The sequence below is a fragment of the Legionella sp. MW5194 genome, assembly GCF_016864235.1.
Taxonomy (GTDB): Bacteria; Pseudomonadota; Gammaproteobacteria; order Legionellales; family Legionellaceae; genus Legionella_C.
Genome location: NZ_CP045732.1, coordinates 2,411,529 through 2,437,235, shown reverse-complemented (window position 1 = coordinate 2,437,235; position 25,707 = coordinate 2,411,529). Strand labels below are relative to the sequence as shown.

Below are 25,707 nucleotides of genomic sequence, written 5' to 3'. Positions count from 1 at the left end.
CATTCAGCCCGCAATGCGTTTGCAGAATTCAATGACCATTAATGCGAGTCTTCGTGTTCCGCCACGTGATCCTGGGCCTCGGTCACGCCGCTCTCATGCGCACAATGGCCACAACAATAATAGTCACCTTCCGCTTCTATGCCATGGCCGATGATGCGGCAGGAACAATGCGAACACACCGGGGCTAGTTTTTGAATGGCACATTCAAAGGAGTCAAACAGGTAACTGGTGCCTTTATGGCGAATCTCAAAGCAATTGTGATAATGGTTACCGCAAACAATACACTGATCCATGTGTTTCTCCTGTTGTTATAAGGCTGGTGTTTTGACCGAATGAAGGACAAGTTCTTTAAGCTCCTGTTCGCTGAATTGGGTATAATCCTTTTGTATCAGACGAAAGAGGGCGTTTAAGGCGGTTTTATTTAACACTTTATCGAGCATGCCCCAGAACGTGGATGGGACGATAATGATTAATTTTATGCCATTGTGAACCGTTTCATTAATGTAATGGCCCAATTCCTGAGCAAATTTATTTTTCTCTATCTTTTTGGGATCGCTTCTGAATTCATACGCGCCTCCTACCCCATGCTCGCTTTGATATTGCCCGGAGCGATCGGCAATTAATTCGCTTCGTTTTTCCTGACTTTCCGGATGCACAAACACATCCCTTAATGTAAAAGTCGTGTCGGAATTCTGCAATTTCAGTGCATAAAAATTGGCTTTCGAGGCATTGGCAATCAGCACCAAAAAATTATCCATGATTATCTCCTGTTTTTTTCTGTTATTTCTTTTAAGATTTTTAGTGAAATAACAGCAACCTTTCAGGTAAGCGCTTGAATAAATAGCCTTTGTTAATAAGACAAAAGCCACACGGAGTGGCTTTTGTTGAGTCTCGCCAAGACACGAAGTCTCGCGTATTCCTCAGTTTAAGTATAGCCTATGGGATTAATTTTGTCCAAAAAAAGTACAAATACTTTTGTCAAAAACGGGTTAAGACACGGTGAAATGAGCTAACTTTTCGCTTTTATTACGCTCAATACTCACTATAAAATAAGATGATTTTTCGTTAAAAGGAATTAAGGATGACAGTTGCACAGCTGATGGATAACCTCAATACCAATCCTGCGTTTATTTATGTGATAGGCCGAACCATTATTTTATTCCTATCGGGCATTCTCATTATCCGTTATGGTAACAGGCGATATAGCCTGCGCACCACGTTTGATTATCTGCTAATCATTATCCTGGGAGGGATTATCAGCCGGGGCATTAATGGTTCCCCGGCGTTAATATCAACATTGACCGCGTTATTCACCCTCATTTTGTTACATCGTCTCATTGCCGTGGTGACTTGTTACTCCACTAACCTGGAACGCTTCTTTAAGGGAAGACCGCGCTTATTAATTGAGCAGGGCGAATTGTGTGAAAAAGAATTGCAGCGCATGCACATCACCAGAGAAGATCTCTTAAGTGAATTGCGAAGCCAGCTCCATTCCGATGATCTTAATCAAATCAAACGTGCCTATCTTGAAGGCGGTGGGCGAATTACCTTTGTACGGTTTTAGGGTTCACGCCTTGCAGAGGTATGTCTCAAGGCGTGAACCTGAAAGAATCCACTATAAGGTTTCTATTGTCTTTTGATGAGCGAGCAGCTTGTCTTTCGCCATTTTTGCCTGACTGAGCTTTTCCTTTTCCTTGGCAATGATGTCAGCTGGTGCCTTGTCTGCAAAATTGGGATTATTAAGCTTGCTCTCAGCAAGATGAATGTCCTTGTCCAGCTTGGTGATTTCTTTTTGCAGGCGCGACAATTCCGCGTTTTTATCAATCAACCCGGCCATGGGGATTAGCAATTCCAGGTTACCGACGACTGCGGAGGCAGACGCAGGAACCGGTTCCTTGTCACTTAAAAAATGAATGTTCGTCAGTTTACCTAAAGAAAGAAGAATGGAGGTGTATTTTTCAATTCGGCCCTTGACCTGTTCATCCGCATTTTTTAAATGCAGTGAAATTAATTTAGCCGGTGAAATCGCCATTTCGCTGCGAATGGTCCGAATCGATTGGATGACTTCTTTAAGCCAGTCCAGTTCTGCTTCCAGTTCGTCGTTGATGTAGCTTTCTACCACCTGCGGGTATGCGCTCAGCATCAGGCTTTCGCCATTTTCACCGTTTTGACTGATTAATTTGCTGGTGCGCTGCCATATTTCTTCAGTAATAAAAGGCATGATGGGATGCAGCAATCGAAGGATCTGATCCAGAACATGAATCAAGGTACGGCGGGTGCCGCGTTTCATGGCTGCCAAAGCCTGTTCTGCATAGAGCACGGGCTTGGATAATTCCAGATACCAATCGCAGTATTCGTGCCAGACAAATTCATACAGGGTATTGGCCAGCAAATCGAAACGGAAGGTTTCATAATAGTGATTCGTCTCTGCAATGGTGCGTTGCAGGCGGGACAAAATCCATAAGTCGGCCGGGCTGTATTGAAACGCGCCGTCACCGAGATCAATCTGATCTTCATCCGTATTAAGCAGCACGTAGCGCGCGGCATTCCATAGTTTATTGCAGAAATTACGATACCCTTCCACGCGACCCATATCAAAACGCACATTACGTCCCGTAGAAGCCAGTGAACAGAAGGTGAAGCGCAGCGCATCAGTGCCGTAGGCGCTTATGCCCTCCGGGAATTCCTTACGGGTCGCCCTGGCGATTTTATCGCGCAGGGACGGGAGCATCATGTTGGACGTGCGCTTGGCAACCAGGCTTTCCAAATCGATGCCGTCGATGATATCGATTGGATCGAGAACATTACCCTTGGATTTGGACATTTTCTTGCCTTCGCTGTCGCGAATTAAACCGGTGATGATGACATCCTTAAAGGGAACTTTGCCGGTGAACTTTAAGCCCATCATGATCATGCGGGCTACCCAGAAGAAAATGATGTCAAATCCGGTGACTAAGACCGAGGTGGGGTAAAATTGTTCAAACTCGGTCGTGCGCTCCGGCCAGCCTAGGGTTGAAAAAGGCCAAAGGGCGGATGAAAACCAGGTATCCAGGACGTCTTCATCCTGTTTCAAGGGCATGGATTCATCGATTTTGTATTTAAAACGAACATCATTCTCACTGTAACCCACATACACATGGCCATGGCTGTCGTACCAGGCTGGAATACGGTGCCCCCACCAAAGCTGGCGGCTGATGCACCAGTCTTCGATGTTCTCCATCCACTGGAAGTAGGTTTTATTCCAAGCCTCAGGCACAAAACGGATTTCACCGCGTTTCACCACTTCGATGGCGGGCTCAGCCAGGGGTTTGGTTTTGACATACCATTGATCGGTTAGCAGGGGTTCAATAATGACGCCTGATTTCTCACCGCGCGGAACCTTGAGTTTATGCGGTTCTGTTTTTACTAATAAACCCGCTTCCTGCAAGTCCTTGATGATTTGTTCGCGGGCGACAAAACGGTCCATGCCCTGATAAGCGATCGGTGCATTTTTATTAATGGTCGCTTTGCGGGTGAAAATGTTAATTAAGGGCAGATCATGGCGTTTGCCGACTTCATGATCGTTAAAATCATGAGCAGGGGTGATTTTTACACAGCCGCTGCCAAAGTCCTTTTCCACGTAGTCGTCGGCGATAACAGGAATGTCTCGACCGCACAGGGGTAAATGCACGGATTGACCGATTAGGTGACGGTAGCGTTCATCGTCAGGATGAACAGCCACGGCGGCATCTCCCAACAGGGTTTCCGGGCGGGTTGTGGCAACGACTAAGGATTCGTTGGAGTTGACTACAGGGTAGCGGATATGCCACAAAAAGCCATCTTCCTCTTCAGAAAGCACTTCAAGATCCGACACGGCAGTGCCCAGTTTGGGATCCCAGTTGACCAAGCGGGTGCCGCGATAAATCAATCCTTCGTCATGCAATTGAATAAATACTTTTTGCACAGCGGCAGACAAGCCTTCGTCCATAGTAAAACGTTCGCGTGTCCAATCCACGGAGGAGCCGATGCGGCGCATTTGCCGGGTAATCTGGCTGCCGGATTCTTCTTTCCATTGCCAGACTTTTTCAAGGAATTGCTCCCGGGTCATGTCTTTGCGGGAAAGCCCCTGGCTTTCCAATTGCCGCTCTACCACCAACTGGGTGGAAATGCCAGCGTGATCCGTCCCCGGTTGCCACAGGGTTTTTGCTCCCCGCATGCGTTGATAGCGGGTCAGGGTATCCATCAACGTGTGTTGAAAGCCATGGCCCATGTGCAAACTGCCGGTAACATTGGGCGGAGGCAACATGATGCAATAACTCTTCCCGTCTCCCTGGGGTTTGAAATAATGGTGGCTTTCCCATTTCTCATAGCAAGCCTGCTCGATCGCCTGGGGGGAATACGTCTTATCCATTGCTTTTGCCTGTTACTGATAAAATCATGGATTTTAACATAGTCCATCGGGAAATGAAGACTTAAGGCTACCCATGCTGAGAAGGCAGTGGTATCGTAAACGCCTTTTAAGGATAAAAAGGAAAAGCATGTTTACTCCCTCTGATGCTCAACTGCTGCTCCTCGAGTACTACCGCCTGCATGCCGTCGCCACCCCGTTGCCCGGTGAGAGTGATTGTAATTTTCATATCAAGACCGATGCAGGGGACGAGTACCTTTTAAAAATATCGAGAGCAAAGGACCAGGAAGCGGTCATCGCATTGCAGAACAGCGCGTTGGCGTGCTTGCAGCGTTGTCCACGGCCCTTTGGGTTTCCGCAACTCGTGCCTTTGGCAGAAGGTGAAGAGACAGGCCGTGTGTTTTCGTCCCAGGGCGAACTTTGCCACCTTCGGCTGTTTACGTTTGTTCAAGGCCAGCTGTTGGCAAATACACCCTGTTCGACGGCGCTTTTGCATCAGTTGGGGCGTGCGGCCGGGCATTTGACCCAGGCACTTGCGGGGTTCAGGCATGCGGCCGCCGTCCGGCGATTGAAATGGGATTTAAGGCAGGCTGAATGGATTGAAAGCGACGTGCAGGCCATTGACCATCCGGATGACCGGCGCCTTGTCCTGGATTGTCTGGCCGAGTTTAAGCGGCATACGGCGCCGCTGTTACCTGATTTACGTCAGAGTATCATTCATGGCGATTTGAACGATTACAACATCGTTGTTCAACCTCGTCAGATCGGTTTTATTGATTTTGGTGATTTACTGCAAACGGCCACTGTCTGCGAATTGGCGATTGCCCTGGCTTACACGCTGATGCATCGAGCCGATGCGTTGGCGGCGGCCATGGAAATGATTCGTAGCTATCACCGCGTCTTTCCTTTGGAAGAGCGGGAAATGGACGTTCTTTATTCTCTCGTGGCCATGAGGCTTTGTGTCAGTGTGGTGAATTCGGCTTTGCGCAAAAAGGAACACCCGGACAACACTTACCTGACTGTTTCAGAACAACCCGCCTGGCACCTGTTAAAACAGTGGCGGAGCATCGATCCTCAATGGGCTTTGCTGTGTTTCAGACAGGCGTGCGGTTTTATCGACAAGCACTTATCCGATAAAGAAGCGTTGTTATTGCTTCGCAAAAAAGTCATCGCCGACAATGTCGGTCTGTCTTATCGCCCACCCCTGGAAATTGTTCGCGGTGAAGGGGCTTACCTTTATGATGAGACGGGGCGGCCCTACCTCGATTGTGTTAATAACGTATGCCATGTGGGCCATTGCCATCCCCGCGTGGTGCGGGCGGGCCAGCAGCAAATGGCGTTATTGAATACCAATACCCGCTACTTGCATCGGTATCTGCTGGATTACGCGCAACGCCTGCTGGCCACCTTGCCCTTGCCGCTTGACGTTTGCTTTTTTGTCTCATCCGGGAGTGAAGCCAATGAACTGGCATTACGGCTGGCCTATACCCATACCCGAAGCCAAAAAACCTGGGTGATTGATCAGGCTTATCACGGCAATACCACCACGTTAATCAACATCAGTCCCTATAAATTCAAGCAGAGAGGAGGAGGGGGAAAACCGGATTGGGTCACTGTTCTCCCCATGCCCGATCCCTTGCGCGGTCCCATGAATCCTCTGTTTTCTCTGCCGGCAGAACCCACGGTATTCATTGCCGAATCTCTGCTCAGTTGCGGCGGACAGATTGAGTTGCCGCCCGGCTATCTCGACTCGATTTACACAGCCATACGCTCCACAGGCGGCGTGTGCATCGCCGATGAGATTCAGGTGGGGTTGGGGCGGGTTGGTTCCCATGTCTGGGGATTTGAAACACAGGGGGTGGTACCGGATATTGTGACCATGGGAAAACCCCTGGGCAATGGTCATCCCCTGGGCGCGGTGGTCACCACGCGGGCGATTGCCGCCTCGTTCAATAATGGCATGGAGTATTTCAGTACCTTCGGCGGTAATCCAGTCTCTTGCGCCATTGGCCTTTCGGTGCTTGATGTGCTTGAGGAGGAAGCCCTGCAGGTGAAGGCCTGGTCAACCGGTCAGTACTTAAAACAACAATTGCTGGGTCTTAAAAAGCGGTATAATTGCATTGCCGATGTGCGCGGCCTGGGTCTGTTTTTAGGTGTGGAACTGACAAAAAACGGCGGTGTTGAACCTGACGGGGAATTCACGGGAATACTTGTCAACCGAATGAAAGATCTTGGCGTGTTATTAAGCCGTGACGGCCCTCACCACAATGTATTAAAAATAAAACCGCCGTTGGTGTTTGGCTGTGCACAAGCGGATATGCTAGTGGATGCCCTGGATAAGGCTTTAGCCAGTCTGCTTTGATTTCAAGGCGGCATGGGCCGCCTTGAAGAGATCCTTTTCTAATGCGGTCTGGATGCCTGTTCTTCTTCGTCTGCTTCAGCCAATTGATTGTCCCGGTCATGCCGATGGTCCGCGGCAATGTAGGTGTACATTGTTGGTACCACGAACAAGGTAAAGCAGGTCCCCACGAGCAGACCGGCTGAAATCACCAAACCGATATCAAAGCGGCTGACAGCCCCGGCACCGGTAGCGATAAGGAGAGGAAAGACCCCAAACACCATGGCAGCCGTCGTCATCAGAATGGGGCGAAGGCGAATGGAGGCGGCTTCCTCCACCGCGGCTCGTCGGTCTAGCCCTTTTTCGCGTTGCAACTGATTGGCAAAGTCCACAATAAGAATGCCGTGTTTACTGATTAAGCCAATTAAAGTAATTAACCCCACCTGCGTGTAAATATTGATGGAAGCGGCTCCCAGATTTAAAGGAATCAAGGCACCGCAAATCGACATGGGCACACTGATTAACACGATGAGCGGATCCCTGAAACTTTCATATTGTGCGGCAAGCACCAGGAAAATCACGATAACCGCCAGGAAGAAGGCAAAAATCAGCGCATTCCCTTCCTGAATAAACTGACGCGACTGGCCGCCATAGTCATAAGTAAAGCCACGCGGCAACAATTCATCGGCCTGCTGCTGAAGGTAAGCAATCCCTTGTCCCAAGGTTACGCCAGGCATCATTACTCCCTGAATGGTGGCGGAATTGAGCTGTTGGAAGTGAGAGACCGCATTCGGCTGCGTCACCTCTTTGGCAGTCACCACAGTGGAAAGAGGAACCATGTCGTTACTGGCGGTTCGCACATAAATTTCACCGAGCTGTTCCGGGGTGAGGCGGTAACGCCGGTCAAGTTGCGGAATGACTTCATAGCTTCGGCCCTGCAGGTTAAAGTAATTGACATAATTGCCTGACAAGGCGCTGGTGAGGCTGCTGCCTATGGCTTGCATATCGAGGCCCAAGTCGGATGCCTTGGAGCGGTTAATTTGGAATTCCACTTCCGGTTGGTTAAATTTAAGGCTGTTGTCGAGGAAAATAAACAGCCCGCTTTGCCTGGCCTTTTCGATAAGCTGGTTAGAAACATCAAACAGGGTCTGGAAGTCATTGGTGGTTTTGACCACGAATTGAATGGGTGTTCCTGAGCCTCCGCCCGGTAGCGGCGGCGGTATCACTGCAAAAGCAGAAAGGCCTGTGACCATGTCGAGTTTTTTCTGCAAGGGTTCTTTCATTTTAAATTGGCTTCCCTCGCGCTCATCCCAGGGCTTTAATACCATCCCCGACATTGGCGTGCTGGCGTTGATGGCAAAATAGTATTCGGTTTCCGGGAAACTTCGATAAATTTTGTTAAATTCATTGGTAAATGCTTCAATGTAGTTGATGGTGGCATACTGAGGCGCTGTTGCAATGACAAAGAAAAAGCCCTGATCCTCTTCCGGCGCTGTTTCGGTGGGTGTCGTGCTGTAGAGGTAAGGAAGCATCAACAGAACTACGGCAGAAAAGACAAGCATGATGCTGCGGGTATTCAGCAAACTGTGGAGACTTCGTTTGTACCGATCCTTAAGCTTGGCGAATTTGTCATCGAGAAATCGGACAAAGCGGCTGCTGTTGGTGTCTGCACTCAGGATTTTGGAGCACATCATGGGGCTTAAGGTCAACGCGATAATCCCCGAAATAATAACGGCAGACGCCAAAGTAAAGGCGAATTCCTTAAACAGGGCGCCGGTGAGTCCACCCATGAAACCAATGGGGGCATACACTGCCGCCAGTGTAATGGTCATGGCGATAACTGGCAGGGCAATTTCGCGCGCGCCGATAAGCGCTGCCTGAAACGGTGTTTTGCCTTCCTCAAGATGCCGGTGCACATTCTCCACCACGACGATGGCATCATCCACCACCAGGCCAATGGCAAGCACAAAAGCAAGCAGGGTCAGCAGATTGATAGAATAGCCCAGCGCCATCATCAGGGTACAGACCCCGATCAACGACAAGGGTATGGTTACCACGGGAATAATGACTGACCGCACAGAGCCCAGGAAAAGGAAAATGACAACAATAACGATCAATGCCGCTTCAATGATGGTGGTAATGACCTCATTAATGGAGGCGCGGATAAAGTCGGTGGCATCATACACAATGGTGCCGGTCAGGGAAGGTGGGAATTCGCGCTGGACTGAAGGAAACAGTTTTCTGACGTCGGTGATCACGGTCAGCGGGTTGGCGGTTGGCGTGGGTGTGATCGCCAGAAAAACGGCCTTTTTTCCGTTAAAGGTGACTGTGGTGTTGTAATCCTGGGAGCCTAAAATGACCTTGCCAATGTCGCGCAGGCGGATAATGGAATTGTTGTTGCTGCGAACAATCAGGCGGCTGAATTCCTCGGCATTATTCAAATCCGTTTTCGCTGTCATGTTGATGGCTACGTATTCACTCTTGGTGCTGCCTGCTGCTGTTAAGAAGTTGTTACGGGCCAGCACGGCAGACACATCGGCCGGGGTGATTTTCAATGCCGCCATTTTGATGGGATCTAGAAATATGCGCATGGAATAAGTTGCCCCGCCCAACAGTTCGGCCTTGGCCACGCCGTCCACGGTTTCAAGCTGGGGCTGCACGACACGCACAGCGTAGTCGGTGATCTGCTGCGGTGTCATGGCCGTACTGTCGAGGCTGATGTACATCAACGGTGTGGAAGTGTCTGAGCTTTTGACAATCACGGGTTGTTGTGATTCCGGGGGCAACTGGTTTAATGTTTGCTGAACCTTGCTCATCACATCGGTAAAAGCGACCTGCGGATCAAAATTGAGTTTGATGGTCAGGGTAATGGTACTGACACTTTGCGTACTGGACGACGTCATGTAGTCAATCCCTTCCGCACTGGCCACCGCGGCTTCAAGCGGGGTGGTGATAAATCCTGCAATCAGGTTGGCATCCGCGCCGGGGTAGGCCGTGGTGATGGTAATCACCGTATTGTCCATTTTAGGATACTGCCGGATTTGCATGGTCATTATGGAATTAAGACCAAAGAGGAAAATTAACAGACTGACGACAGTGGCCAAAACGGGCCGCTTAATGAAAATATCAGTAAATTTCATAATATACCTGCTGACGATTGCAATGCGTGTGAAGCCCGCACGAAGGCCGCTTCACACAAAACCAGTATTATTGTCCCATGGTGTCAGGATTGCTGACGGCATTGAGCTTGACGCTGTTATTAATCACCACGCGCGTCCCGTTCTGCAGTTTAAGCTCACCGGAACTGACGACAATATCACCTTCCTTGACGCCGGAATTAATGACAGTGAAATTACCGGATTGTTCTCCTGTATTGACAAACACTCGCTTGACATAGAGTTTATCTTTGCCGTTTTCATCCTTTTCCCCTTTGGTGCCTTTCTCAATGAGGTAAACAGAATGACCATACAGACTGTAAGAAATGGCAGTGGAGGGGAGAACAATCACCTCTGAGATCGCCGGTTGCTCAACCGCGATGGAAGCGAACATCCCGGGGATGAAGACAAAATGCGAAATGTGGTTTTTTAAATTGTCCTTTGTGCTGCAGGTGACAATGGTTTTCCCGGTATCGATATCCTTTGACGTTTTTACCAACGTGGTCTTTTTCAAATCGCTTAATGCTTCGGAAGGGCAATTGGGCAAGGTCGCCTGAACCAGCACATTGTGGGTGTTGGGGTCGACTTTGGCGTTGATGGCCGTGATCTTGGCCTGGAAAGCCAGTCCTTCGAATTCTTCCACATTAAACTCAATGCCCTGATTGATGTGCAACCGTTTATAGTATTGCTCAGGCAGATAGAATTGCAGATAAAGGGGATCCAGGGATTGCAAGGTGACGATCGAGGTCTGTCCTGGTGTGATGTATTGGCCGAGATTAACCTGGCGGATACCGAGTTTACCGGCAAAGGGGGCGGTGATGTGTTTCTGCCGGATTTGCGCCTCGGTTTTTTCAACGTCGGCTTCACTTTGCTCGAGATTGGCCTTTGCCTCATCCACATTGGAAACAGGAGCGGCCCCTTTTTTATTCAAATCCACCTGACGTTGGTAACTGAGCTGCCGCAGTGCCAGCTGCGCCTTGTTGAATTTAAGGGTTGCCTGGTCGACGCTGTCATCAATATCAATAAGTTTGCTGCCTTCCGAAACGTATTGTCCCGATTCAAAATGGATTTTAACCACATTTCCTGAGGCTTCCGAGTTGACTTCCACCCCGTTGGTCGCCACAAAATTACCGACAGCAGGAAGAGTGGGGCGCCATTCGCGTTTAACAGCCGTGACAGAGGACACGCTGACTGCAGGGGGTTCATAGGTAGCGAAAAAGCGTTTAATCATGAAATTTTTAAACAGATTAAACGCAACGATGCCTCCGAAAACAATGACGAGGGCAGTGATCATTATGGTCATGCGTTTTTTCATGCGGTGTCCCCTGAAGCTCGATGTTGATGAAGCCTGTGATTGTAGTCATGGCGTTACCTGTGGAAACGATCAATTCTCTCCCCGTCGGGAAAAAATGGCAATAGAGAGAAGCCGTTATAATGCGTTTATTGCTGTTTGAGCGGCGCGGCTCGTGAACATTTAAAAAACCTGTTGACTAAATAGAATCCTTTGTTACCATTTGCTCTCCAATCCATGAATGGAGTTACCATGAAGTTAAAGTCATTGCTGTTCGTTTGTTGTTTGGGTTTGTTGTCTTCTGCCTTTGCTCAAAACCGCCATGTTCATCCGCAAGCCAAGCCTGCTGATGTAAAAGCCGTTGCCGGCGCGAAAAACGCGATGGTTCCCGGTTATTGTGAAATTGAGATCATCAATGACAGTTACGACAATCTTTCTGTGTTTGGGCAGTTCGATGATGGCAGTTATATGAACAGCTTCAACATTTACCGTTTTGATGCGCCTCACTACGTGAGTCTGTATTATTATGGTTACTGCCATGCCTGGATGAACCTGTATATCAAGACATTCAGCGGCTATTCTGTTTACGCCGGCTACACGCCAGTCAACAGAACAATCCACGTGGTTCCTTATCTCAAGGATCAAATCAAAGCTGAAGTCAGCGCCAAGTAAGCTGAGGTTCAGATGTTGTATCGGAAAGGCATGATTAATTCAATCGTGCCTTTCTTTTTTTAAAGCAGGGGGTTTTATGAAGCGTTCATTTTGGTTGTTACTGGCGTTGCCCGTGCTGAGCTCATGCGGCATAGAAGATGATTATTACATGAATGATTATCGTTATCCGCCGCAGGCCCGTGTGGAAACACCGTATTATTCGGCTCCCTACGAGTCGGGGGCTGGCCATTACCACGGTCATCAAAGCAGTTATCGCCGTTATCATGGACACTATGGCAATAATAATCCCGTTATTGTACAAACGCCGCGCAATTACCGTCCGAGTGGACCTGCCAATGTGCATGGTCATTCCAGTCAGGGACAGCCAGGCGGTAACACCCATGGTTATCCCAGCCAAAATCAGGCTGGCAATACCCATGGCCATCCCAGCCAAAATCAGGCTGGTAACACCCATGGCCACCCTGCTGAAAATCAAGGTGGCAACACGCACGGTCACCCAAGCCAGAATCAGGCGGACAATACCCACGGCCACCCCGCTCAGGGCGGTATGCGAAGTTCCCGCGGCAGGGCGTGGAATCCGTACGGAAGCTACCAGCCGCAAGCCGCAAACACGGCTCAGGGGCAAGCTGGCGAGGCCGTTGTTACCCCTGCAAATGACAATCGGGTAAATACCATTTACGGCCATGACTAGTTCATTGCCGTGTGGTACTCTTTTGTATTGTAAAAGCAATGGAGGAATGGATGTTTAAGACAGCAAAGCAACTGGTTCTGGTTTTCTCTGCAGCAATGATTGTCGCCTGTTCTTCGACACCAGGCAGTGAAAGCACCGGCGAATACTTGGACAGCTCGGCATTGACGGCCAAAGTCAAGGCCAGCCTGATTGATGAATTGGGAACCAAAGGCTTTTCGATTCAGGTGAAAACCTTTAAGGATGAAGTGCAGCTGAGCGGGTTCGTTGACAGTCAGCGCATTAAACTGCGCGCAGGCCAGATTGCTGACAGTTTAAATGGCGTCAGGCATGTACGAAACGATATCATCGTCAGATAACGGTTAGTAGGGTTTGTCGTAAATTCAGTCTCAAATGAGTAAAAATACTCATGCAGTGGATGAGGCATAGGTGCTTTAAAAAACAGCGGCTATAATAGTCTAATCATTAATATTGAGGACAACGAATGTTTGATAACCAGTTTACTATCGCAGGATTTGATGACGAACTGTGGCAGGCCATCCAGGCGGAAAAGCAGCGTCAGGAAGATCACATTGAGCTGATTGCCTCGGAGAATTATGCCAGCCCGCGTGTTCTTGAAGCGCAAGGCTCTGTGCTTACTAACAAATACGCTGAAGGTTATCCGGGCAAACGGTATTATGGCGGGTGTGAATGGGTAGACGTGGCGGAAAATTTAGCTATTACTCGAGCCAGGAAGTTGTTCGGCGCCGATTATGTTAACGTGCAGCCTCATTCCGGTTCTCAGGCCAATGCGGCCGTAATGATGGCGCTGCTTAACCCGGGCGATGTGATTTTAGGCATGTCCCTGCCTCATGGCGGCCACTTGACGCATGGCTCCAAAGTCAATTTTTCCGGCAAACTTTATGAAGCGATTGGTTACGGTGTTGATGTCAATACCGGTTTAATTGATTACGATGCGCTGGAACAGCTCGCGCTGACCCATAAACCCAAAATGATCATAGCCGGTTTTTCGGCTTACTCACGGATCCTTGATTGGGCTCGTTTCAGAGCCATTGCTGACAAAGTCGGTGCTTACCTGATGGCCGATGTCGCTCACGTGGCGGGACTCATTGCGGTAGGTCTTTATCCCTCGCCTGTTCCTTTTGCCGACGTGGTGACCACGACAACCCATAAAACCCTGCGCGGTCCCCGCGGTGGCATGATTTTAGCCCGTGCCAATGAAGACATTGAAAAGAAACTGAATTCGTCTGTTTTCCCGGGTATGCAGGGTGGCCCCCTGATGCATGTGATTTCGGCCAAGGCGGTTGCATTTGCCGAGGCTTTGCAGCCTGAATTCAAAGCGTATCAGGAACAGGTTTTAGCCAATGCCAGAGCCATGGCGGAAGTACTAACGAGCCGTGGTTACCCTATTGTGTCGGGCGGCACGGAGAACCACTTGCTTCTTGTGAACCTGATTGACAAGGGCATCACAGGGAAGGAGGCCGATGCCGCGTTGGGTCGTGCCAACATCACGGTGAACAAAAACGCAGTCCCCAATGATCCGCGCTCACCGTTTGTGACCAGCGGCCTGCGTTTGGGCACCCCGGCAGTAACGACTCGAGGATTTAAAGAAAGGGAAATCAAAGTATTGTCAGAATGGATTTGTGATATTCTCGACGACATTCAGAATGAAAACTTAATTTCGCTGGTGAAATCCAAAGTGATTCATTTATGCCATGAATTCCCGGTGTATCGTTAATCATGTATTGTCCATTTTGCCAGGCAGAAGAAACCAAAGTGATCGATTCGCGCCTGATCGCCGAAGGCGCTCAGGTCCGAAGACGGCGTCAGTGTCTCGAGTGTCACGAACGCTTCACGACCTTTGAGACGGCGGAATTAATTATGCCGTTGATTGTCAAGCGCGATGGGCGGCGTGAACCTTTCAATATCAATAATCTGCGCTCAGGAATGCTCAGGGCACTGGAAAAAAGACCAGTCAGTGTTGATGCGCTGGACGAGGCGGTAGAAAGCATCATGCAGGATATCCGCCGCAGCGGGGAGCGGGAGATCGACTCCCGTCAGGTCGGTGAATGGGTCATGAAACAGCTGTATCGTCTTGATCATGTTGCTTATGTCCGATTTGCTTCCGTGTACAAACGTTTTAAAGACGTCAGTGATTTCAGACAAACCATTGATGAAATGAAAGACGACCACTCGTCATGAGGTAGCTGTGGAAAAACAATCAATAAGCGGTAAGCGGCGTGCCCGTAAATTAGCGGTGCAGGCCTTGTATCAATGGTCCATGTCGGGTCATGAGCTCTCGGAAATAGAAACTCAATTCCGTGTGGCGAATAACATGGACAAGGTGGACAGTGATTATTTTTGCCGTCTTTTATACGGCATTCCTGAAAAAATCACCGCGATAGAATCCGGGATTGAACCTTTATTGGATAGGCCCATTACCACACTAAACCCGGTTGAACTCGCGGTTTTGCGTCTGGGCGCCTTTGAGTTGCTGTATTGCCTCGAAATTCCTTACAAGGTTGTACTGGATGAAGCCATTTCCCTAGCCAGGGAGTTTGGTTCCCAGGATGGTCACCGTTATGTCAACGGCGTGCTGAATAATCTGGCACGGCAAGCCAGAGCCATTGAAATTAACGCTGGCAATGAATGAATTTTCCCTCATCGATGTCTATTTTAAACAGCCAGCCATTCAGCGGCCAGAGGTGATAATCGGTATTGGCGACGATGCCGCCTGCATGGAGATTCCTCATCATTGCCAGTTGCTGGTCAGTACTGACACCCTGGTTGCCGAGGTTCATTTTTTAAGCGAATGGGATGCTTATGATATCGCCTGCAAGGCGGTGATGGTCAATGTCAGCGACATGGCGGCCATGGGAGCAGAGCCCTGCTGGATGAGTCTTGCCTTAACGTTGCCGTCACTGGATGAGCAGTGGTTGACGCGTTTTTCCCAAGGGTTTCATGATTCATTAAAACAATACAACATCATGCTGATTGGCGGCGATACCACCCATGGGCCGCTCAGCATGACCTTAACCATTCACGGTTTAGTCGAAAAAGGCAAGGCGGTTAAACGCTCGGGGGCTAAACCTGGCGATCGGATTTTTGTCAGCGGCGCCCTTGGTGCTGCCGCGCAGGCGGTTGCCTTCTTACATCATGAGGGCATCGATAGCCAGGATAAGCAGACGATGATGCGTCTCCTGATGCACCCCCGACCCCGTGTCGATCTGGCACCCCTGTTACGAACCCATGCGTCGGCAGCCATTGATATTTCTGATGGTTTAAGTGCCGATTTAAATCACATCTGTGTCCAAAGCGGTGTCCGTGCCTTACTTAATCTGGATGCTATACCCGTGCATCCTTTGGTAGTAAAGTATCAACAGGACAAGGCCATTGATTTTGCTATTGGCGGCGGCGACGATTACGAACTCTGTTTCACCATTCCCAGGAAGAATGAAACGGAGTTCACCCAGGCCCTTAAACAAGCGGGCCTTGCCTGCTTCCCCATTGGTGTCATTGAGGAAGGTGAGGGCCTCTACACAAATGACGAGGGTCAACTCAGGGAATTAACGCCCCGCGGCTATAGTCACTTTTAAGGAAAAGCGCATGGATAGAATCGAACTTGGCAATAAAGTCTGGCAGAATCCCGCTTATTTTATCGCGTTTGGTTTCGGTAGCGGTCTTATGCCTGTCGCTCCGGGAACCTGGGGAACGTTGGCGGCCATTCCCGTTTACCTGCTTATCGCCGCATCACCGTTGGGGTTTTATTTGGGGTTTACCGTCCTCGCTTTTATTCTTGGCGTCTGGGTCAGCGATATCGTCTCGAAAGAGTTGGGTGTTAAGGACTTTGGCGGCATCGTCTGGGATGAGGTCGTTGGGTTTTTACTCACCATGATCGCGGTCCCTGTGGGGACTTACTGGATTATTGCCGGTTTTTTGTTATTTCGCCTGTTTGATATTTTAAAACCCTGGCCTATCCGTTTTTTTGATGAACGGGTTAGAGGCGGTTTTGGCGTCATGCTTGATGATGCACTGGCAGCCATTCCAGCCTGGTTGGTGATGCAGGCATTCGTTTGGGTATTTAAAGCATGAATGATAATCATAAAGAATTAATCAGTATTGGTTTAACTATCAGTATTGTGCTGTTGGCGCTCTTTATTATCCACCGGTTTATCCCGTCGATTGTCTGGGCAGCGATTATTGCCATTGCCACGTACCCGCTCTACAAGCGGTGGCGCCATTTTTTTGCTTCCCAGGATACCTGGGCTGCCTTGTTGTTTACCACCCTGTTGGCTTTGCTGTTCATCTTGCCTTTAAGTTGGTTAGTCAGCCTGCTGGTGAAGGAATCGCAATTGTTCATCAATTACCTCCAGACGCTGAACAAAGACGGCGGAGCTGCACCGGCCATGCTAAAGCAAATTCCAATCATTGGCAATGAATTGACCACTTACTGGAATGACAACATTGGTAAACCGGGGAGTGTCCGAAACCTGTTGTCCAACATGCACCTGTCGCTGACTCCCGCAAGTTATTACATCAAACAGATCGGCATCAATCTGGCGCATCGTGGTTTTCAGGTTGGCTTTACCCTGTTAACCCTGTTTTTCTTTTTCCGTGATGGCGACACCCTGTATAAACAGATTAGCCAAATTGGCGAATACTGTCTGGGGGAGCGCTGGTTTCGTTTTTCAGCCCGTCTGCCATCCGCGCTCAGGGGCACAGTCAACGGGACTATCGTTGTGGGTTTGGGGGTTGGTGTTTTAATGGGCATCTGTTACGAACTGGTTGATTTCCCGGCACCCACGCTCATCGGATTTGTTACCGCACTGGCGGCGATGATTCCTTTTGTCGCCCCTGTGGTTTTTGTCGTGGTCGCTCTGGTCTTGATTGCCAGCGGCAGCATGGTCAGCGCCATCGTGGTGCTGGTTTGGGGCACTGTTGTCATGTTTGTCGCAGACCATTTTGTTAAACCGGTACTCATCGGCGGTGCAATAGAACTTCCTTTTCTGGCTGTTCTCTTTGGTATCCTTGGCGGGGTCGAAACCTTAGGTCTGCTGGGATTGTTTATCGGACCGATGATCATGGTGCTGTTTATTACTCTGTGGCAGGAACCCCAGGCCTTGCACGCGCGTCATGCAGGCCAGAATTAGCGGACAAGCCCTTGTAATTTACACGCCAACCCCCATGTAGGGTATAGAGAAAGGGGGCGAATGCTTCTGCGTTCAATGGTATCAAGAGGTAAATATGAATAAAGATTGGCCCACACGAGACCGGGACATGCACATTGCGCAACAAATCATGGAACAATATGCCAATGAGCAAAACAGCGATTCCTTAGGGTTGTTTGAGTTGGTGGTTAATCAGGAAGAGAAAAGAATGAATTTTCGCTTATCTGCCTGGGTGTTAACGTTAGCTGAACACTTTAAGACCCTTTATGGAGACACGCAGGGGGATTTTGTGACCCGTCAGGTCATTACGCGTTGTTTGACTCAAGGTCAAACGGTGCATTAATGCTGACAGGATATTGCTTTGGCCTCCTGCCAGCAGGAGCGTGATTTCTTTCGGCCAATGAAGCCCCTGCTAAAAGAAGCCCATGTATTTCTGGTAATTGCTCTTGAAAGCCTCGCTTGCCGCATAATCCGTTATTGCCCGGTTAATTTCATTCAACAAAACCGCATTGTTGCGGTTAACGGCCACCCCCAAACCAAAACCATAAGCAAAGGGTTTACCCAGGGCCGTCAGTGTCCCGGAAGATTGGCTTTGCCAGTAAAGGGCAGTGGGTGCGTCCATTAAAGCCAATTCAATGTCCCCATCATGAAGGGCGACAATCACATCATCCAGATTATCGTAGAGGGCAATTTGTGGATTACTGATAAGACTGGCCAGAACATCCGGGAATACCGTTCCTTCCTCCACGCCAATTTTACGATTCTTGAATAAGGCAAGTTGAAAGGGTTCTTTCGCCAGTTCAGTGCGACCAAGAAAACGCGATTCACTGATGAGGTAGGGGATGGAAAAATTCACTTGAGTCAAACGCTCGGAAGTAATAATAATGGAGCCCACAGCCGCTTCGGCCTGCCCGCTTTCCACGGCATCCAGTAAGCGGTTAAAAGGCATGGGTTTGTATTGACAGGTTCGATTGATTCGCTGACAAATGTTTTCCATCATGGCAATGTCAAAACCATACAATTGCGAATTGGCTCCCCGAAGAACAAAAGGCGGAGAAAAATTATCCACAGCGACCACCAAAGGCGGGCCTGCCGAATGCACAGGCAATGCCAGCAGCAGCAATAAAGCAAGTAGTAGTCGAGCTATCATCTGTTTCAACTCCATTGACTCATCCTGTAGTCAGTATAGCGTTATCTTAGTGGCTGTACCATGCGAAAACGCATGCAAAAAAAAAGCGTCACAACCGCACGGTGCGAAATGGCTTCGGTCATAAATCAACGCTGCCTTTGCCTGGTAAAAAATTCGGATGAGCGACCAATCGCATCGCATGATCCGGCATTCTTTGGCGGATGTTTGCAATAAATTTCCTGCCTTACGGCTTGATTTTTGCCGGGGAGATTTTGTAAATTGTTGTTTGCTTTACAATAATCTTTTTTCGCTGCCATGCAAAGCGAACTGCCACTGACATCAAGGAATTTATGCTAAAACCAAACCGTGAAGCTTACCTGAATCTTTGCACGCAATTTTATGATTTAAGCCGACCCTCTCCCCCGGAGAATGCCTATCAATTTTATCGTTCCTATGTGAAAGAAGCGAAAGGGCTTATTCTCGAGCCGATGTGTGGGTCGGGACGCTTTCTACTGCCTCTCATCGAAGAAGGCTTTAATGTGCATGGTTTTGATGCCAGCGAACACATGGTGACCGCGTTAAATACCAAGGCACAGATGAAAAACCTCGAACCGTTTGTGTGGATGGATTTTGTCGAAACCTTGTCTCGACCAACTCAATACAATCTTATTTTTATTCCCGCGGGTTCGTTTGGACTGATTACGCCCATTGATAAAATTGAACTGTCACTCAAAACCCTCTATGAGCATCTCGAAGACAAGGGCATTTTACTGTTTGAGGTCGAAACCTCCTTTTCCTTGCCGCCTTTGGGCATTTGGCGCGGTTCCATTTGGGAAAGACCCGATGGTAACTCCATCATTGCCAGCCAACTGGTCAATCTGAACAATTCCATCTGCCATGCCGTTGGACGCTATGAATTGGTGGAAATGAATTCCATCACTCATACTGAAATCGAAGAATTTAAACTCAGGCTTTATGATAATCCCTCCATTTTGATTGAGATTTTAAGGCAGGTTGGCTTTAAAAAAATTAAAATAATGAAAGCCTACGATCGCAATGAAAAACCGGGTCCAAAGGATGCATCAATCCTTTTTGAATGTCGAAAATAGACAGGAGGCAGAGCGATGGAAAGCGTGCGGGAACGTCAGGTGTTTGTGAATTTGCCGGTTAAGGATTTGTCCAGAACCATTCACTTTTTCAAACAATTGGGATTTGAATTCAATCCTCAATTCAGTGATGAGAATGCAACCTGCATGGTGATTGGCAAGCATAATTTTGCCATGCTGCTGACGGAAGCCTTTTTCCAGGGATTTACGCCCCATCACGAGATAGCCGATGCCGCACGAAGTAAGGAAGTCCTGGTCGCGGTGTCTTTAGAGAGCCGCGAAGCGGTAGACAGCATGATGAAACAGGCGATCGCGGCTGGCGGTAAAGAGTACCGTCCCAGGCAGGATATGGGGTGGATGTATGGGTGTGCCTTTCAGGACATTGATGGCCATGTGTGGGAGCCCTTCTACATGGACATGAATGCCATGCCGGACCACATGAAAAAGACGGATTGAGCGTGGAGTCAGACCGCGCGCTTTCATGCGGCATTCCCCCTTCGCTGCATCACAGAACGGCTTTGTTTGAACGGCATTTTGCCTCGCTCAATCACCCACTGCGTGCCGCGGTATGCAAATTACTGGTCGTGAGCGATTACGCCTGCCATCAGCTGGATACCTTGAGTAACCTATTAAAAACGGACGAGGGCGTGAACGGGCTTTCCTGTGAGGACTATCATCGGTTGGCCAATGAATTGCTGTCGCAGGCGACACCGGCTTCCTTTTCACGGCAGCTTCGTCAATTTCGCCACCGCCATTTTCTGCGTCTCCTGCTTCGTGAGTACGCAGGCCTTGCGACCACCGCCAACACCATGAGCAGTTGGTCTCATTGTGCGGATGCGCTTATTTTAGCCACTCTGCGGTTTTGTCATCAGGAATTGGTGGCACGGTTCGGCATGCCTTGTGATGCTGAAGGCAATCCTGTATGCCTCTATTCGATTGCCATGGGCAAATTAGGCGGGCAGGAACTCAATTATTCCTCCGACATCGATTTGATTTTTGCCTACTCCGCAACCGGGCATACCCAAGGCCTGCAATCAATCAGCAATCAGCAGTATTTCACTAAAATCGTGCAGATGTTCATGCAATTGTTTCAGGAGCCCACGCCTGAGGGATTCGTGTTTCGGGTCGATTTGCGCCTGCGACCCAACGGTGAAAGCGGGGCATTGGTCAGTTCCTTGACGGCGCTTGAAACCTATTATCAGGAGCAGGGACGGGATTGGGAGCGTTATGCCATGGCCAAAGCACGCGTTATCTGTGCGCCTGAAGACGCCCCACCAGCCTGGTTTGAACGGCTGATAGTCCCTTTTGTTTATCGCCGCTACGTGGATTTTTCCGTGATTGAATCCCTGCGCAGCATGAAGGCTTTGATTGAAAGGGAAATTCAACTGAACCCCAGACTGAATGACATTAAACGGGGCCTTGGAGGAATACGCGAAATTGAATTTGTGATTCAGAATATCCAGTTGATTCGCGGCGGACGCCTGCCGCCTCTGCGTCAAGCCAATGCCTTGAACGCATTGGACGCGTTGCGGCGCTGCAAATTGTTGCCGCGTACCGGTATTTTACGGGAGGCCTATCTTTTTTTACGCAAACTGGAAAATTGTCTGCAAAGCGAGAATGATCAACAAACCCATGCTTTACCGACTAATCCAGTTAAACAAGATCAAATCGCCCTGGCCATGGAATATGAAAGTTACAATGAATTGCTGAATCGTCTGCATCAATTCCAACGGATTGTCAGTACCACCTTTCACACCGCCATGGGTAAGGGCGATGCCTATGAAGATCGGGAACGCCTGTTAAGCCACCAGTTAACCAGCCTTTGGCAGGGGCATGTGGAAAGCGCCATGGCGGTGAATCTGTTGTCCAGTTTAGGCTATCGCAATGCAGAACGCTGCTATCAGATGATCCATGCCTTTCGCCATGCGCCGCGATGCCGGCGTCTCAATCAGGCTGCACGCATGCGGCTTGACCGTTTTATGGTGCTGCTTCTGCAGGAGTTGACCGAGGTTCCTGATGCCGAGTCGGTTTTATTGCAGGTCATGCATCTTCTCGAAAACATTGTAGGCCGCAGCGCTTACCTTGCACTGCTTGCTGAAAATCCGCAGGCATTGAAGGAATTGCTGCACTGGTTTGCAGAAAGTCCCTTCATTACCTCCTTACTGGTGAACTACCCTTTCTTAATGGAGGTGCTGCTGGATAAGGAACGCAATTGGCGTGCGCCCAGCCGCAATCAACTGGCTCAGCAACTTCAAAATCAATTAAGCCATGTCAGTGAAATTGATCTTCAGGAGGATGTTTTACGGCAATTTAAATTAACACAATGGCTGCTGGCGGCCCGTGCGGAAATGGATGGCCGCATGGATGGGGTTAAGGCTGGCCGCTTTTTAGCTGATGTGGCGGAAGTGATTGTGATTCAGGTGATTAATCACGCCTGTCGCGAGTTGAGCCTTCGTCACCCTGAAATGGCCAGTATTACCCATCGATTTGATGTGATTGCCTACGGTAAACTGGGCAGCATGGAAATGAATTACAATTCCGATCTGGATTTGGTTTTTGTTCATGATGCTCCCTTTGAACAGGAGGGACTGGTTAATCGCCTGTCGCAAAAAATCATTCACATGTTAACGACGCGGTCACAGTTCGGTATTCTTTATGCTGTGGATACCCGCCTTAGACCCTCGGGTTCTGCCGGTTTGTTGGTAAGTCCTTTGACAGCCTTTTTAGAGTATCAGCGCAAACAGGCCTGGACCTGGGAACATCAGGCGCTGGTTCGAAGCCGTTTAATCTATGGCAACAGAAAAAGTCGCCACGCGTTTCTGCAATTGAAAAAGGACATCCTGTTATTACCGCGTGAATGGCAGAAAACAGCAGAGGACGTGCAGACCATGCGCGACAAGATGAGCCGCAATCTGGTAAAGGAGGAGGGCAGGAACATTAAACACGCCCGGGGTGGGCTTATTGATTTGGAATTTTTGGTGCAATTTTTAGTATTATGCAGCGCCGAATCTTCCTTTGCCCGCTACACCAATACCTTGCAGCTTCTTCAACAATTGGCCATTGCTAAAAAAATAACCCCCAGTCGATTTAACCGGTTGAAAGAAGCTTACAAAATCTACCATAAATGGTTGCACCATCAATTGCTGGGATTGCACGCCGACAGTAAGGGCTTGTCAGGCCATCAGCGTCACGTCCGGGACATCGGCGCTGCGATTTATCGCTTGAGCCGGGATTAACTCACTGATTTCAAAGATATAAAATTTAAATACTGGTGCACCAGGACCCCGTTTTAGGGCAATTAATAGTAATTTTTTAAACAAATAGTTTATAATATGTCTCTTGTGTTGGTATAAAGAGCGAATATTATGAGCGTTTCATCCCACATTTCGGATTTATTGAGTCTCGATAGAGCCAGTCGTCGTGAGCAGCTTTTGTCAACAGTGAAACAGCTACAGCCAGACGAATTAATGGATTGTTTCTCCTTTTTTATGGGCAATGACCCAATAAAAAAATCCGATTTATCCGCTTATCAGGCCACTAAACCGTTTGTGCTGGTTGGCACGTCCCTTTTCGGGGCGGTTGCCATTGCCTGCCATTTGGGAGAACAGCTGAGTGCGCCGCCACAAGTCGTTATTGTTGATTTAAGTCATCAGGTGGCTAAAAGCTGGGATTTGATTAAAGCCTATTTTTTGACCAGCGCAGAAACCAACCCTGAACTGGCGGTAAGAGGGTTTTGGGACCTGTTACAGAAGAATCGACCCAATGAATTTTCCATGGATGGCGATTCAGACGATTTATGTGCTTTTTTGCTGGGTCTGATTGAGCAATACGGGCTTGTGCGCTTAAAGCAAATCATTATTGAAGCGGTAATTCTTAAACAAAGTTGGGGACATGAAGCAACGTTTCAGCAGATCAGAGACGTTTATAAGGGTGTGGATATTGTGGCTTACCCTTCCAATATTATTCATTGTATCCCCGATTTGAAAACTCAAAAAGACGTGGCTCGCTGCATTAACCTGTTACAGCCCGTGCTGTCCATTCAGACGAATTTACAGCAGGGTGAACCCACGCAACTGCACTTAATGGCGGACAATTCAGTCAGAACCATCATGAGACGCTTAGGCCCCGGTCCTTTTCTTAAAGACAGCGATCAACTTGCCTTTGAAGGTGAATTTTTAGCGCCCAGTCCAAGCGGGTCTGCCATGGTAATAAAACCCGGCAGCGTCCCTGGGACGTGGTTCGCGCAATCGGTCAAAAAGGAAGAGGGTGTGCAAGCCGAAACCGATTATGCCTCAGGAATGACGAGTTTTCAGCAATAAAGGCCGGGGAGCGATAGCCTCCCCTTACAGGACAGTCGCAGTAACAGGATTAATTCAATTCGGCATACAAATCATAATCGTCACTGTCAACAATGGTGACATCGACAAGGCTTCCGACTTGAATGGATTCATCAAAGGGCAGGTAAACAAGGCCATCAATTTCAGGCGCATCGCTTTTGCTGCGGGCGATGATTTGATCGTCGTCGATGCTGTCGATAAGGACGGTCTGGCAAGTGCCAATTTTGGCGGCCAGTTTTTCACGGCTGATTTCAGCTTGTACCTGCATGAAGCGGTGATAACGTTCTTCTTTAATCTCATCGGCTATTGGATTAGGCAACTGATTGGCCTTTGCGCCTTCAACGGGAGAGTACTGGAAACAGCCGACGCGATCCAGCCGTGCCTCTTTAAGAAAATCAAGCAGCTCCTCGAATTCGTCCTCTGTTTCACCCGGGAAACCAACAATGAAGGTGGATCGCAGCGTAAGGTCCGGGCAAATTTCCCGCCATTTTTTAATGCGGGCTAAGGTGTTTTCGCTGCTGGCCGGGCGCTTCATGGCTTTTAACACGCGCGTGCTGGCATGCTGCAAGGGGATATCGAGGTAAGGGAGAATCAGCCCGTCACGCATCAGGGGAATGATGTCATCGACGTGGGGGTAAGGGTAAACATAATGCAGGCGAACCCACAACCCCAGCTCACCCAATTGCTGGCACAGATCATAAAAACGGGTCTGCACCGTTTGGCCCTGCCATTCGATGTCCTGGTAACGGGTATCGACGCCATAAGCGCTGGTGTCTTGCGAAATCACCAGCAACTCCTGAACGCCGGCGTCTTTGAGGCGTTTGGCTTCGGATAAAACCTGAGCCAGGGGGTAGCTTTGCAATTTGCCGCGCATGGTCGGGATGATGCAGAAAGTGCATTTCTGATTGCAGCCTTCTGAAATTTTTAAATAGGCGTAATGACGCGGGGTTAATTTAATGCCTTGCGGAGGCACCAATTGGGTAAAGGGATCCGCGGGTGGGGGCAAGTGACGATGGACAGCACGCACCACGTCTTCATAAGCATGAGCGCCGCTGATGTGAAGCACATCGGGGCAGGCTTCACGAATTAAATCCGCTTTGGCGCCCAGGCAGCCTGTGACAATTACCCGACCATTTTCAGCCATGGCTTCTTTAATGGTATCCAGCGATTCCGTTACGGCAGCATCGATAAAGCCACAGGTATTGACGACCACAACACCCGCGTCTTCGTAAGTGGAAACCAGATCATAGCCCTGGGCCCGCAGCTGGGTGATGATACGCTCAGAGTCCACTAAGGCTTTTGGACAACCCAGACTAACAAAACCCACGCGATGATTCATGCTTATTCCTCAATGCTGTAGCGGCGGGTTGCCTTTTCCCAAGGCAACCTGATAGGCAATTGGCTAACTGTAAAAAAAGTGGGCTAATTATACGCTT

General features: G+C 49.1%; 24 protein-coding genes. 16 read left to right on the top strand and 8 right to left on the bottom strand.

The genetic code is table 11. The annotated features are described in order from the left end of the window. Positions 1-38: 38 nt before the first annotated feature. The gene (locus tag GH742_RS11185) at positions 39-293 is read right to left on the bottom strand and encodes a hypothetical protein (protein ID WP_203455035.1); all 255 of its coding nucleotides are present in this window, start codon (positions 291-293) and stop codon (positions 39-41) included. A gap of 15 nt (positions 294-308) precedes the next feature. Beyond that, a complete protein-coding gene (locus tag GH742_RS11180) occupies positions 309-758 on the bottom strand; it encodes a host attachment protein (protein ID WP_203455034.1) in 450 nt (149 codons plus the stop codon). Positions 759-1,081: 323 nt separating this feature from the next. On the opposite strand from GH742_RS11180, the gene GH742_RS11175 reads away from it, so the two are divergent. After that, a complete protein-coding gene (locus tag GH742_RS11175) occupies positions 1,082-1,564 on the top strand; it encodes a DUF421 domain-containing protein (RefSeq protein ID WP_203455033.1) in 483 nt (160 codons plus the stop codon). 51 nt (positions 1,565-1,615) lie between these two features. On the opposite strand, the gene GH742_RS11170 is transcribed toward GH742_RS11175, so the two are convergent. Beyond that, complete coding sequence (locus GH742_RS11170; protein WP_203455032.1) at positions 1,616-4,390, bottom strand: valine--tRNA ligase; 2,775 nt, start codon at positions 4,388-4,390, stop codon at positions 1,616-1,618. A 127-nt stretch (positions 4,391-4,517) separates the two neighbouring features. Between GH742_RS11170 and GH742_RS11165 the strand changes: the two genes are divergently transcribed. After that, the gene (locus GH742_RS11165) at positions 4,518-6,749 is read left to right on the top strand and encodes an aminotransferase class III-fold pyridoxal phosphate-dependent enzyme (protein WP_203455031.1); all 2,232 of its coding nucleotides are present in this window, start codon (positions 4,518-4,520) and stop codon (positions 6,747-6,749) included. 38 nt (positions 6,750-6,787) lie between these two features. On the opposite strand, the gene GH742_RS11160 is transcribed toward GH742_RS11165, so the two are convergent. Both GH742_RS11160 and GH742_RS11155 read right to left on the bottom strand, forming a co-directional pair. After that, complete coding sequence (locus GH742_RS11160) at positions 6,788-9,865, bottom strand: efflux RND transporter permease subunit (RefSeq protein WP_203455030.1); 3,078 nt, start codon at positions 9,863-9,865, stop codon at positions 6,788-6,790. 67 nt (positions 9,866-9,932) lie between these two features. After that, positions 9,933-11,195, bottom strand: coding sequence for an efflux RND transporter periplasmic adaptor subunit (locus tag GH742_RS11155; protein WP_203455029.1), 1,263 nt, complete (start codon positions 11,193-11,195; stop codon positions 9,933-9,935). A gap of 228 nt (positions 11,196-11,423) precedes the next feature. On the opposite strand from GH742_RS11155, the gene GH742_RS11150 reads away from it, so the two are divergent. The 10 genes from GH742_RS11150 to GH742_RS11105 all read left to right on the top strand — a co-directional run bounded on the left by GH742_RS11150 (position 11,424) and on the right by GH742_RS11105 (position 18,042). Continuing rightward, positions 11,424-11,843 (top strand): hypothetical protein, encoded by a 420-nt coding sequence (locus tag GH742_RS11150; protein ID WP_108290749.1) that lies wholly within the window; start codon positions 11,424-11,426, stop codon positions 11,841-11,843. Between the two features lie 76 nt (positions 11,844-11,919). Next, the gene (locus tag GH742_RS11145; protein ID WP_203455028.1) at positions 11,920-12,534 is read left to right on the top strand and encodes a hypothetical protein; all 615 of its coding nucleotides are present in this window, start codon (positions 11,920-11,922) and stop codon (positions 12,532-12,534) included. Between the two features lie 50 nt (positions 12,535-12,584). Beyond that, a complete protein-coding gene (locus tag GH742_RS11140) occupies positions 12,585-12,890 on the top strand; it encodes a BON domain-containing protein (protein ID WP_203455027.1) in 306 nt (101 codons plus the stop codon). A 125-nt stretch (positions 12,891-13,015) separates the two neighbouring features. Next, entirely contained in the window at positions 13,016-14,269 is a 1,254-nt protein-coding gene (gene glyA / locus GH742_RS11135) for a serine hydroxymethyltransferase (protein WP_203455026.1), read from the top strand. A 2-nt stretch (positions 14,270-14,271) separates the two neighbouring features. Then, positions 14,272-14,733, top strand: a complete 462-nt coding sequence (nrdR, locus tag GH742_RS11130; protein ID WP_058531164.1) for a transcriptional regulator NrdR — start codon at positions 14,272-14,274, stop codon at positions 14,731-14,733. Positions 14,734-14,740: 7 nt separating this feature from the next. Next, the gene (nusB, locus tag GH742_RS11125) at positions 14,741-15,184 is read left to right on the top strand and encodes a transcription antitermination factor NusB (RefSeq protein WP_108290437.1); all 444 of its coding nucleotides are present in this window, start codon (positions 14,741-14,743) and stop codon (positions 15,182-15,184) included. Then, complete coding sequence (gene thiL, locus GH742_RS11120) at positions 15,177-16,127, top strand: thiamine-phosphate kinase (protein ID WP_203455025.1); 951 nt, start codon at positions 15,177-15,179, stop codon at positions 16,125-16,127. Before nusB ends, thiL begins: the two co-directional genes overlap by 8 nt. Positions 16,128-16,137: 10 nt before the next feature. Continuing rightward, positions 16,138-16,623, top strand: coding sequence for a phosphatidylglycerophosphatase A (locus GH742_RS11115; protein ID WP_203455024.1), 486 nt, complete (start codon positions 16,138-16,140; stop codon positions 16,621-16,623). Further along, positions 16,620-17,681, top strand: a complete 1,062-nt coding sequence (locus GH742_RS11110) for an AI-2E family transporter (RefSeq protein WP_203455023.1) — start codon at positions 16,620-16,622, stop codon at positions 17,679-17,681. Before GH742_RS11115 ends, GH742_RS11110 begins: the two co-directional genes overlap by 4 nt. Positions 17,682-17,775: 94 nt before the next feature. Beyond that, the gene (locus tag GH742_RS11105; RefSeq protein WP_203455022.1) at positions 17,776-18,042 is read left to right on the top strand and encodes a hypothetical protein; all 267 of its coding nucleotides are present in this window, start codon (positions 17,776-17,778) and stop codon (positions 18,040-18,042) included. A 69-nt stretch (positions 18,043-18,111) separates the two neighbouring features. Here GH742_RS11105 and GH742_RS11100 read toward each other — a convergent pair whose 3' ends face one another. Together GH742_RS11100 and GH742_RS11095 are read right to left on the bottom strand one after the other, a co-directional pair. Beyond that, positions 18,112-18,849, bottom strand: coding sequence for a transporter substrate-binding domain-containing protein (locus GH742_RS11100; protein ID WP_203455021.1), 738 nt, complete (start codon positions 18,847-18,849; stop codon positions 18,112-18,114). Between the two features lie 125 nt (positions 18,850-18,974). Beyond that, positions 18,975-19,145 carry a hypothetical protein gene (locus tag GH742_RS11095; RefSeq protein ID WP_203455020.1) on the bottom strand — a complete coding sequence of 57 codons (171 nt, stop codon included), beginning with the start codon at positions 19,143-19,145 and terminating at the stop codon, positions 18,975-18,977. Positions 19,146-19,178: 33 nt separating this feature from the next. Between GH742_RS11095 and GH742_RS11090 the strand changes: the two genes are divergently transcribed. The 4 genes from GH742_RS11090 (at position 19,179) to GH742_RS11075 (ending at position 24,253) form a co-directional block, all read left to right on the top strand. Beyond that, positions 19,179-19,937, top strand: a complete 759-nt coding sequence (locus tag GH742_RS11090) for a bifunctional 2-polyprenyl-6-hydroxyphenol methylase/3-demethylubiquinol 3-O-methyltransferase UbiG (RefSeq protein WP_203455019.1) — start codon at positions 19,179-19,181, stop codon at positions 19,935-19,937. Between the two features lie 15 nt (positions 19,938-19,952). Then, positions 19,953-20,390 carry a VOC family protein gene (locus GH742_RS11085; RefSeq protein WP_203455018.1) on the top strand — a complete coding sequence of 146 codons (438 nt, stop codon included), beginning with the start codon at positions 19,953-19,955 and terminating at the stop codon, positions 20,388-20,390. 2 nt (positions 20,391-20,392) lie between these two features. Then, positions 20,393-23,170 carry a bifunctional [glutamate--ammonia ligase]-adenylyl-L-tyrosine phosphorylase/[glutamate--ammonia-ligase] adenylyltransferase gene (glnE, locus tag GH742_RS11080; RefSeq protein WP_239005206.1) on the top strand — a complete coding sequence of 926 codons (2,778 nt, stop codon included), beginning with the start codon at positions 20,393-20,395 and terminating at the stop codon, positions 23,168-23,170. 129 nt (positions 23,171-23,299) lie between these two features. Continuing rightward, positions 23,300-24,253: a hypothetical protein gene (locus GH742_RS11075; protein ID WP_203455017.1), complete on the top strand. Its 954-nt coding sequence runs from the start codon at positions 23,300-23,302 to the stop codon at positions 24,251-24,253. A 49-nt stretch (positions 24,254-24,302) separates the two neighbouring features. Here GH742_RS11075 and rimO read toward each other — a convergent pair whose 3' ends face one another. Further along, positions 24,303-25,610, bottom strand: a complete 1,308-nt coding sequence (gene rimO, locus GH742_RS11070) for a 30S ribosomal protein S12 methylthiotransferase RimO (protein ID WP_203455016.1) — start codon at positions 25,608-25,610, stop codon at positions 24,303-24,305. Positions 25,611-25,707: the final 97 nt, after the last annotated feature.

What these genes read in the sequence shown, in the direction of transcription:
- GH742_RS11185 (WP_203455035.1), bottom strand. Translation starts at nt 293, where the DNA reads ATGGATCAGTGTATTGTTTGCGGTAACCATTATCACAATTGCTTTGAG.
- GH742_RS11180 (WP_203455034.1), bottom strand. Translation starts at nt 758, where the DNA reads ATGGATAATTTTTTGGTGCTGATTGCCAATGCCTCGAAAGCCAATTTT.
- GH742_RS11175 (WP_203455033.1), top strand. Translation starts at nt 1,082, where the DNA reads ATGACAGTTGCACAGCTGATGGATAACCTCAATACCAATCCTGCGTTT.
- GH742_RS11170 (WP_203455032.1), bottom strand. Translation starts at nt 4,390, where the DNA reads ATGGATAAGACGTATTCCCCCCAGGCGATCGAGCAGGCTTGCTATGAG.
- GH742_RS11165 (WP_203455031.1), top strand. Translation starts at nt 4,518, where the DNA reads ATGTTTACTCCCTCTGATGCTCAACTGCTGCTCCTCGAGTACTACCGC.
- GH742_RS11160 (WP_203455030.1), bottom strand. Translation starts at nt 9,865, where the DNA reads ATGAAATTTACTGATATTTTCATTAAGCGGCCCGTTTTGGCCACTGTC.
- GH742_RS11155 (WP_203455029.1), bottom strand. Translation starts at nt 11,195, where the DNA reads ATGAAAAAACGCATGACCATAATGATCACTGCCCTCGTCATTGTTTTC.
- GH742_RS11150 (WP_108290749.1), top strand. Translation starts at nt 11,424, where the DNA reads ATGAAGTTAAAGTCATTGCTGTTCGTTTGTTGTTTGGGTTTGTTGTCT.
- GH742_RS11145 (WP_203455028.1), top strand. Translation starts at nt 11,920, where the DNA reads ATGAAGCGTTCATTTTGGTTGTTACTGGCGTTGCCCGTGCTGAGCTCA.
- GH742_RS11140 (WP_203455027.1), top strand. Translation starts at nt 12,585, where the DNA reads ATGTTTAAGACAGCAAAGCAACTGGTTCTGGTTTTCTCTGCAGCAATG.
- glyA (WP_203455026.1), top strand. Translation starts at nt 13,016, where the DNA reads ATGTTTGATAACCAGTTTACTATCGCAGGATTTGATGACGAACTGTGG.
- nrdR (WP_058531164.1), top strand. Translation starts at nt 14,272, where the DNA reads ATGTATTGTCCATTTTGCCAGGCAGAAGAAACCAAAGTGATCGATTCG.
- thiL (WP_203455025.1), top strand. Translation starts at nt 15,177, where the DNA reads ATGAATGAATTTTCCCTCATCGATGTCTATTTTAAACAGCCAGCCATT.
- GH742_RS11115 (WP_203455024.1), top strand. Translation starts at nt 16,138, where the DNA reads ATGGATAGAATCGAACTTGGCAATAAAGTCTGGCAGAATCCCGCTTAT.
- GH742_RS11110 (WP_203455023.1), top strand. Translation starts at nt 16,620, where the DNA reads ATGAATGATAATCATAAAGAATTAATCAGTATTGGTTTAACTATCAGT.
- GH742_RS11105 (WP_203455022.1), top strand. Translation starts at nt 17,776, where the DNA reads ATGAATAAAGATTGGCCCACACGAGACCGGGACATGCACATTGCGCAA.
- GH742_RS11100 (WP_203455021.1), bottom strand. Translation starts at nt 18,849, where the DNA reads ATGATAGCTCGACTACTACTTGCTTTATTGCTGCTGCTGGCATTGCCT.
- GH742_RS11095 (WP_203455020.1), bottom strand. Translation starts at nt 19,145, where the DNA reads ATGGCAGCGAAAAAAGATTATTGTAAAGCAAACAACAATTTACAAAAT.
- GH742_RS11090 (WP_203455019.1), top strand. Translation starts at nt 19,179, where the DNA reads ATGCTAAAACCAAACCGTGAAGCTTACCTGAATCTTTGCACGCAATTT.
- GH742_RS11085 (WP_203455018.1), top strand. Translation starts at nt 19,953, where the DNA reads ATGGAAAGCGTGCGGGAACGTCAGGTGTTTGTGAATTTGCCGGTTAAG.
- GH742_RS11075 (WP_203455017.1), top strand. Translation starts at nt 23,300, where the DNA reads ATGAGCGTTTCATCCCACATTTCGGATTTATTGAGTCTCGATAGAGCC.
- rimO (WP_203455016.1), bottom strand. Translation starts at nt 25,610, where the DNA reads ATGAATCATCGCGTGGGTTTTGTTAGTCTGGGTTGTCCAAAAGCCTTA.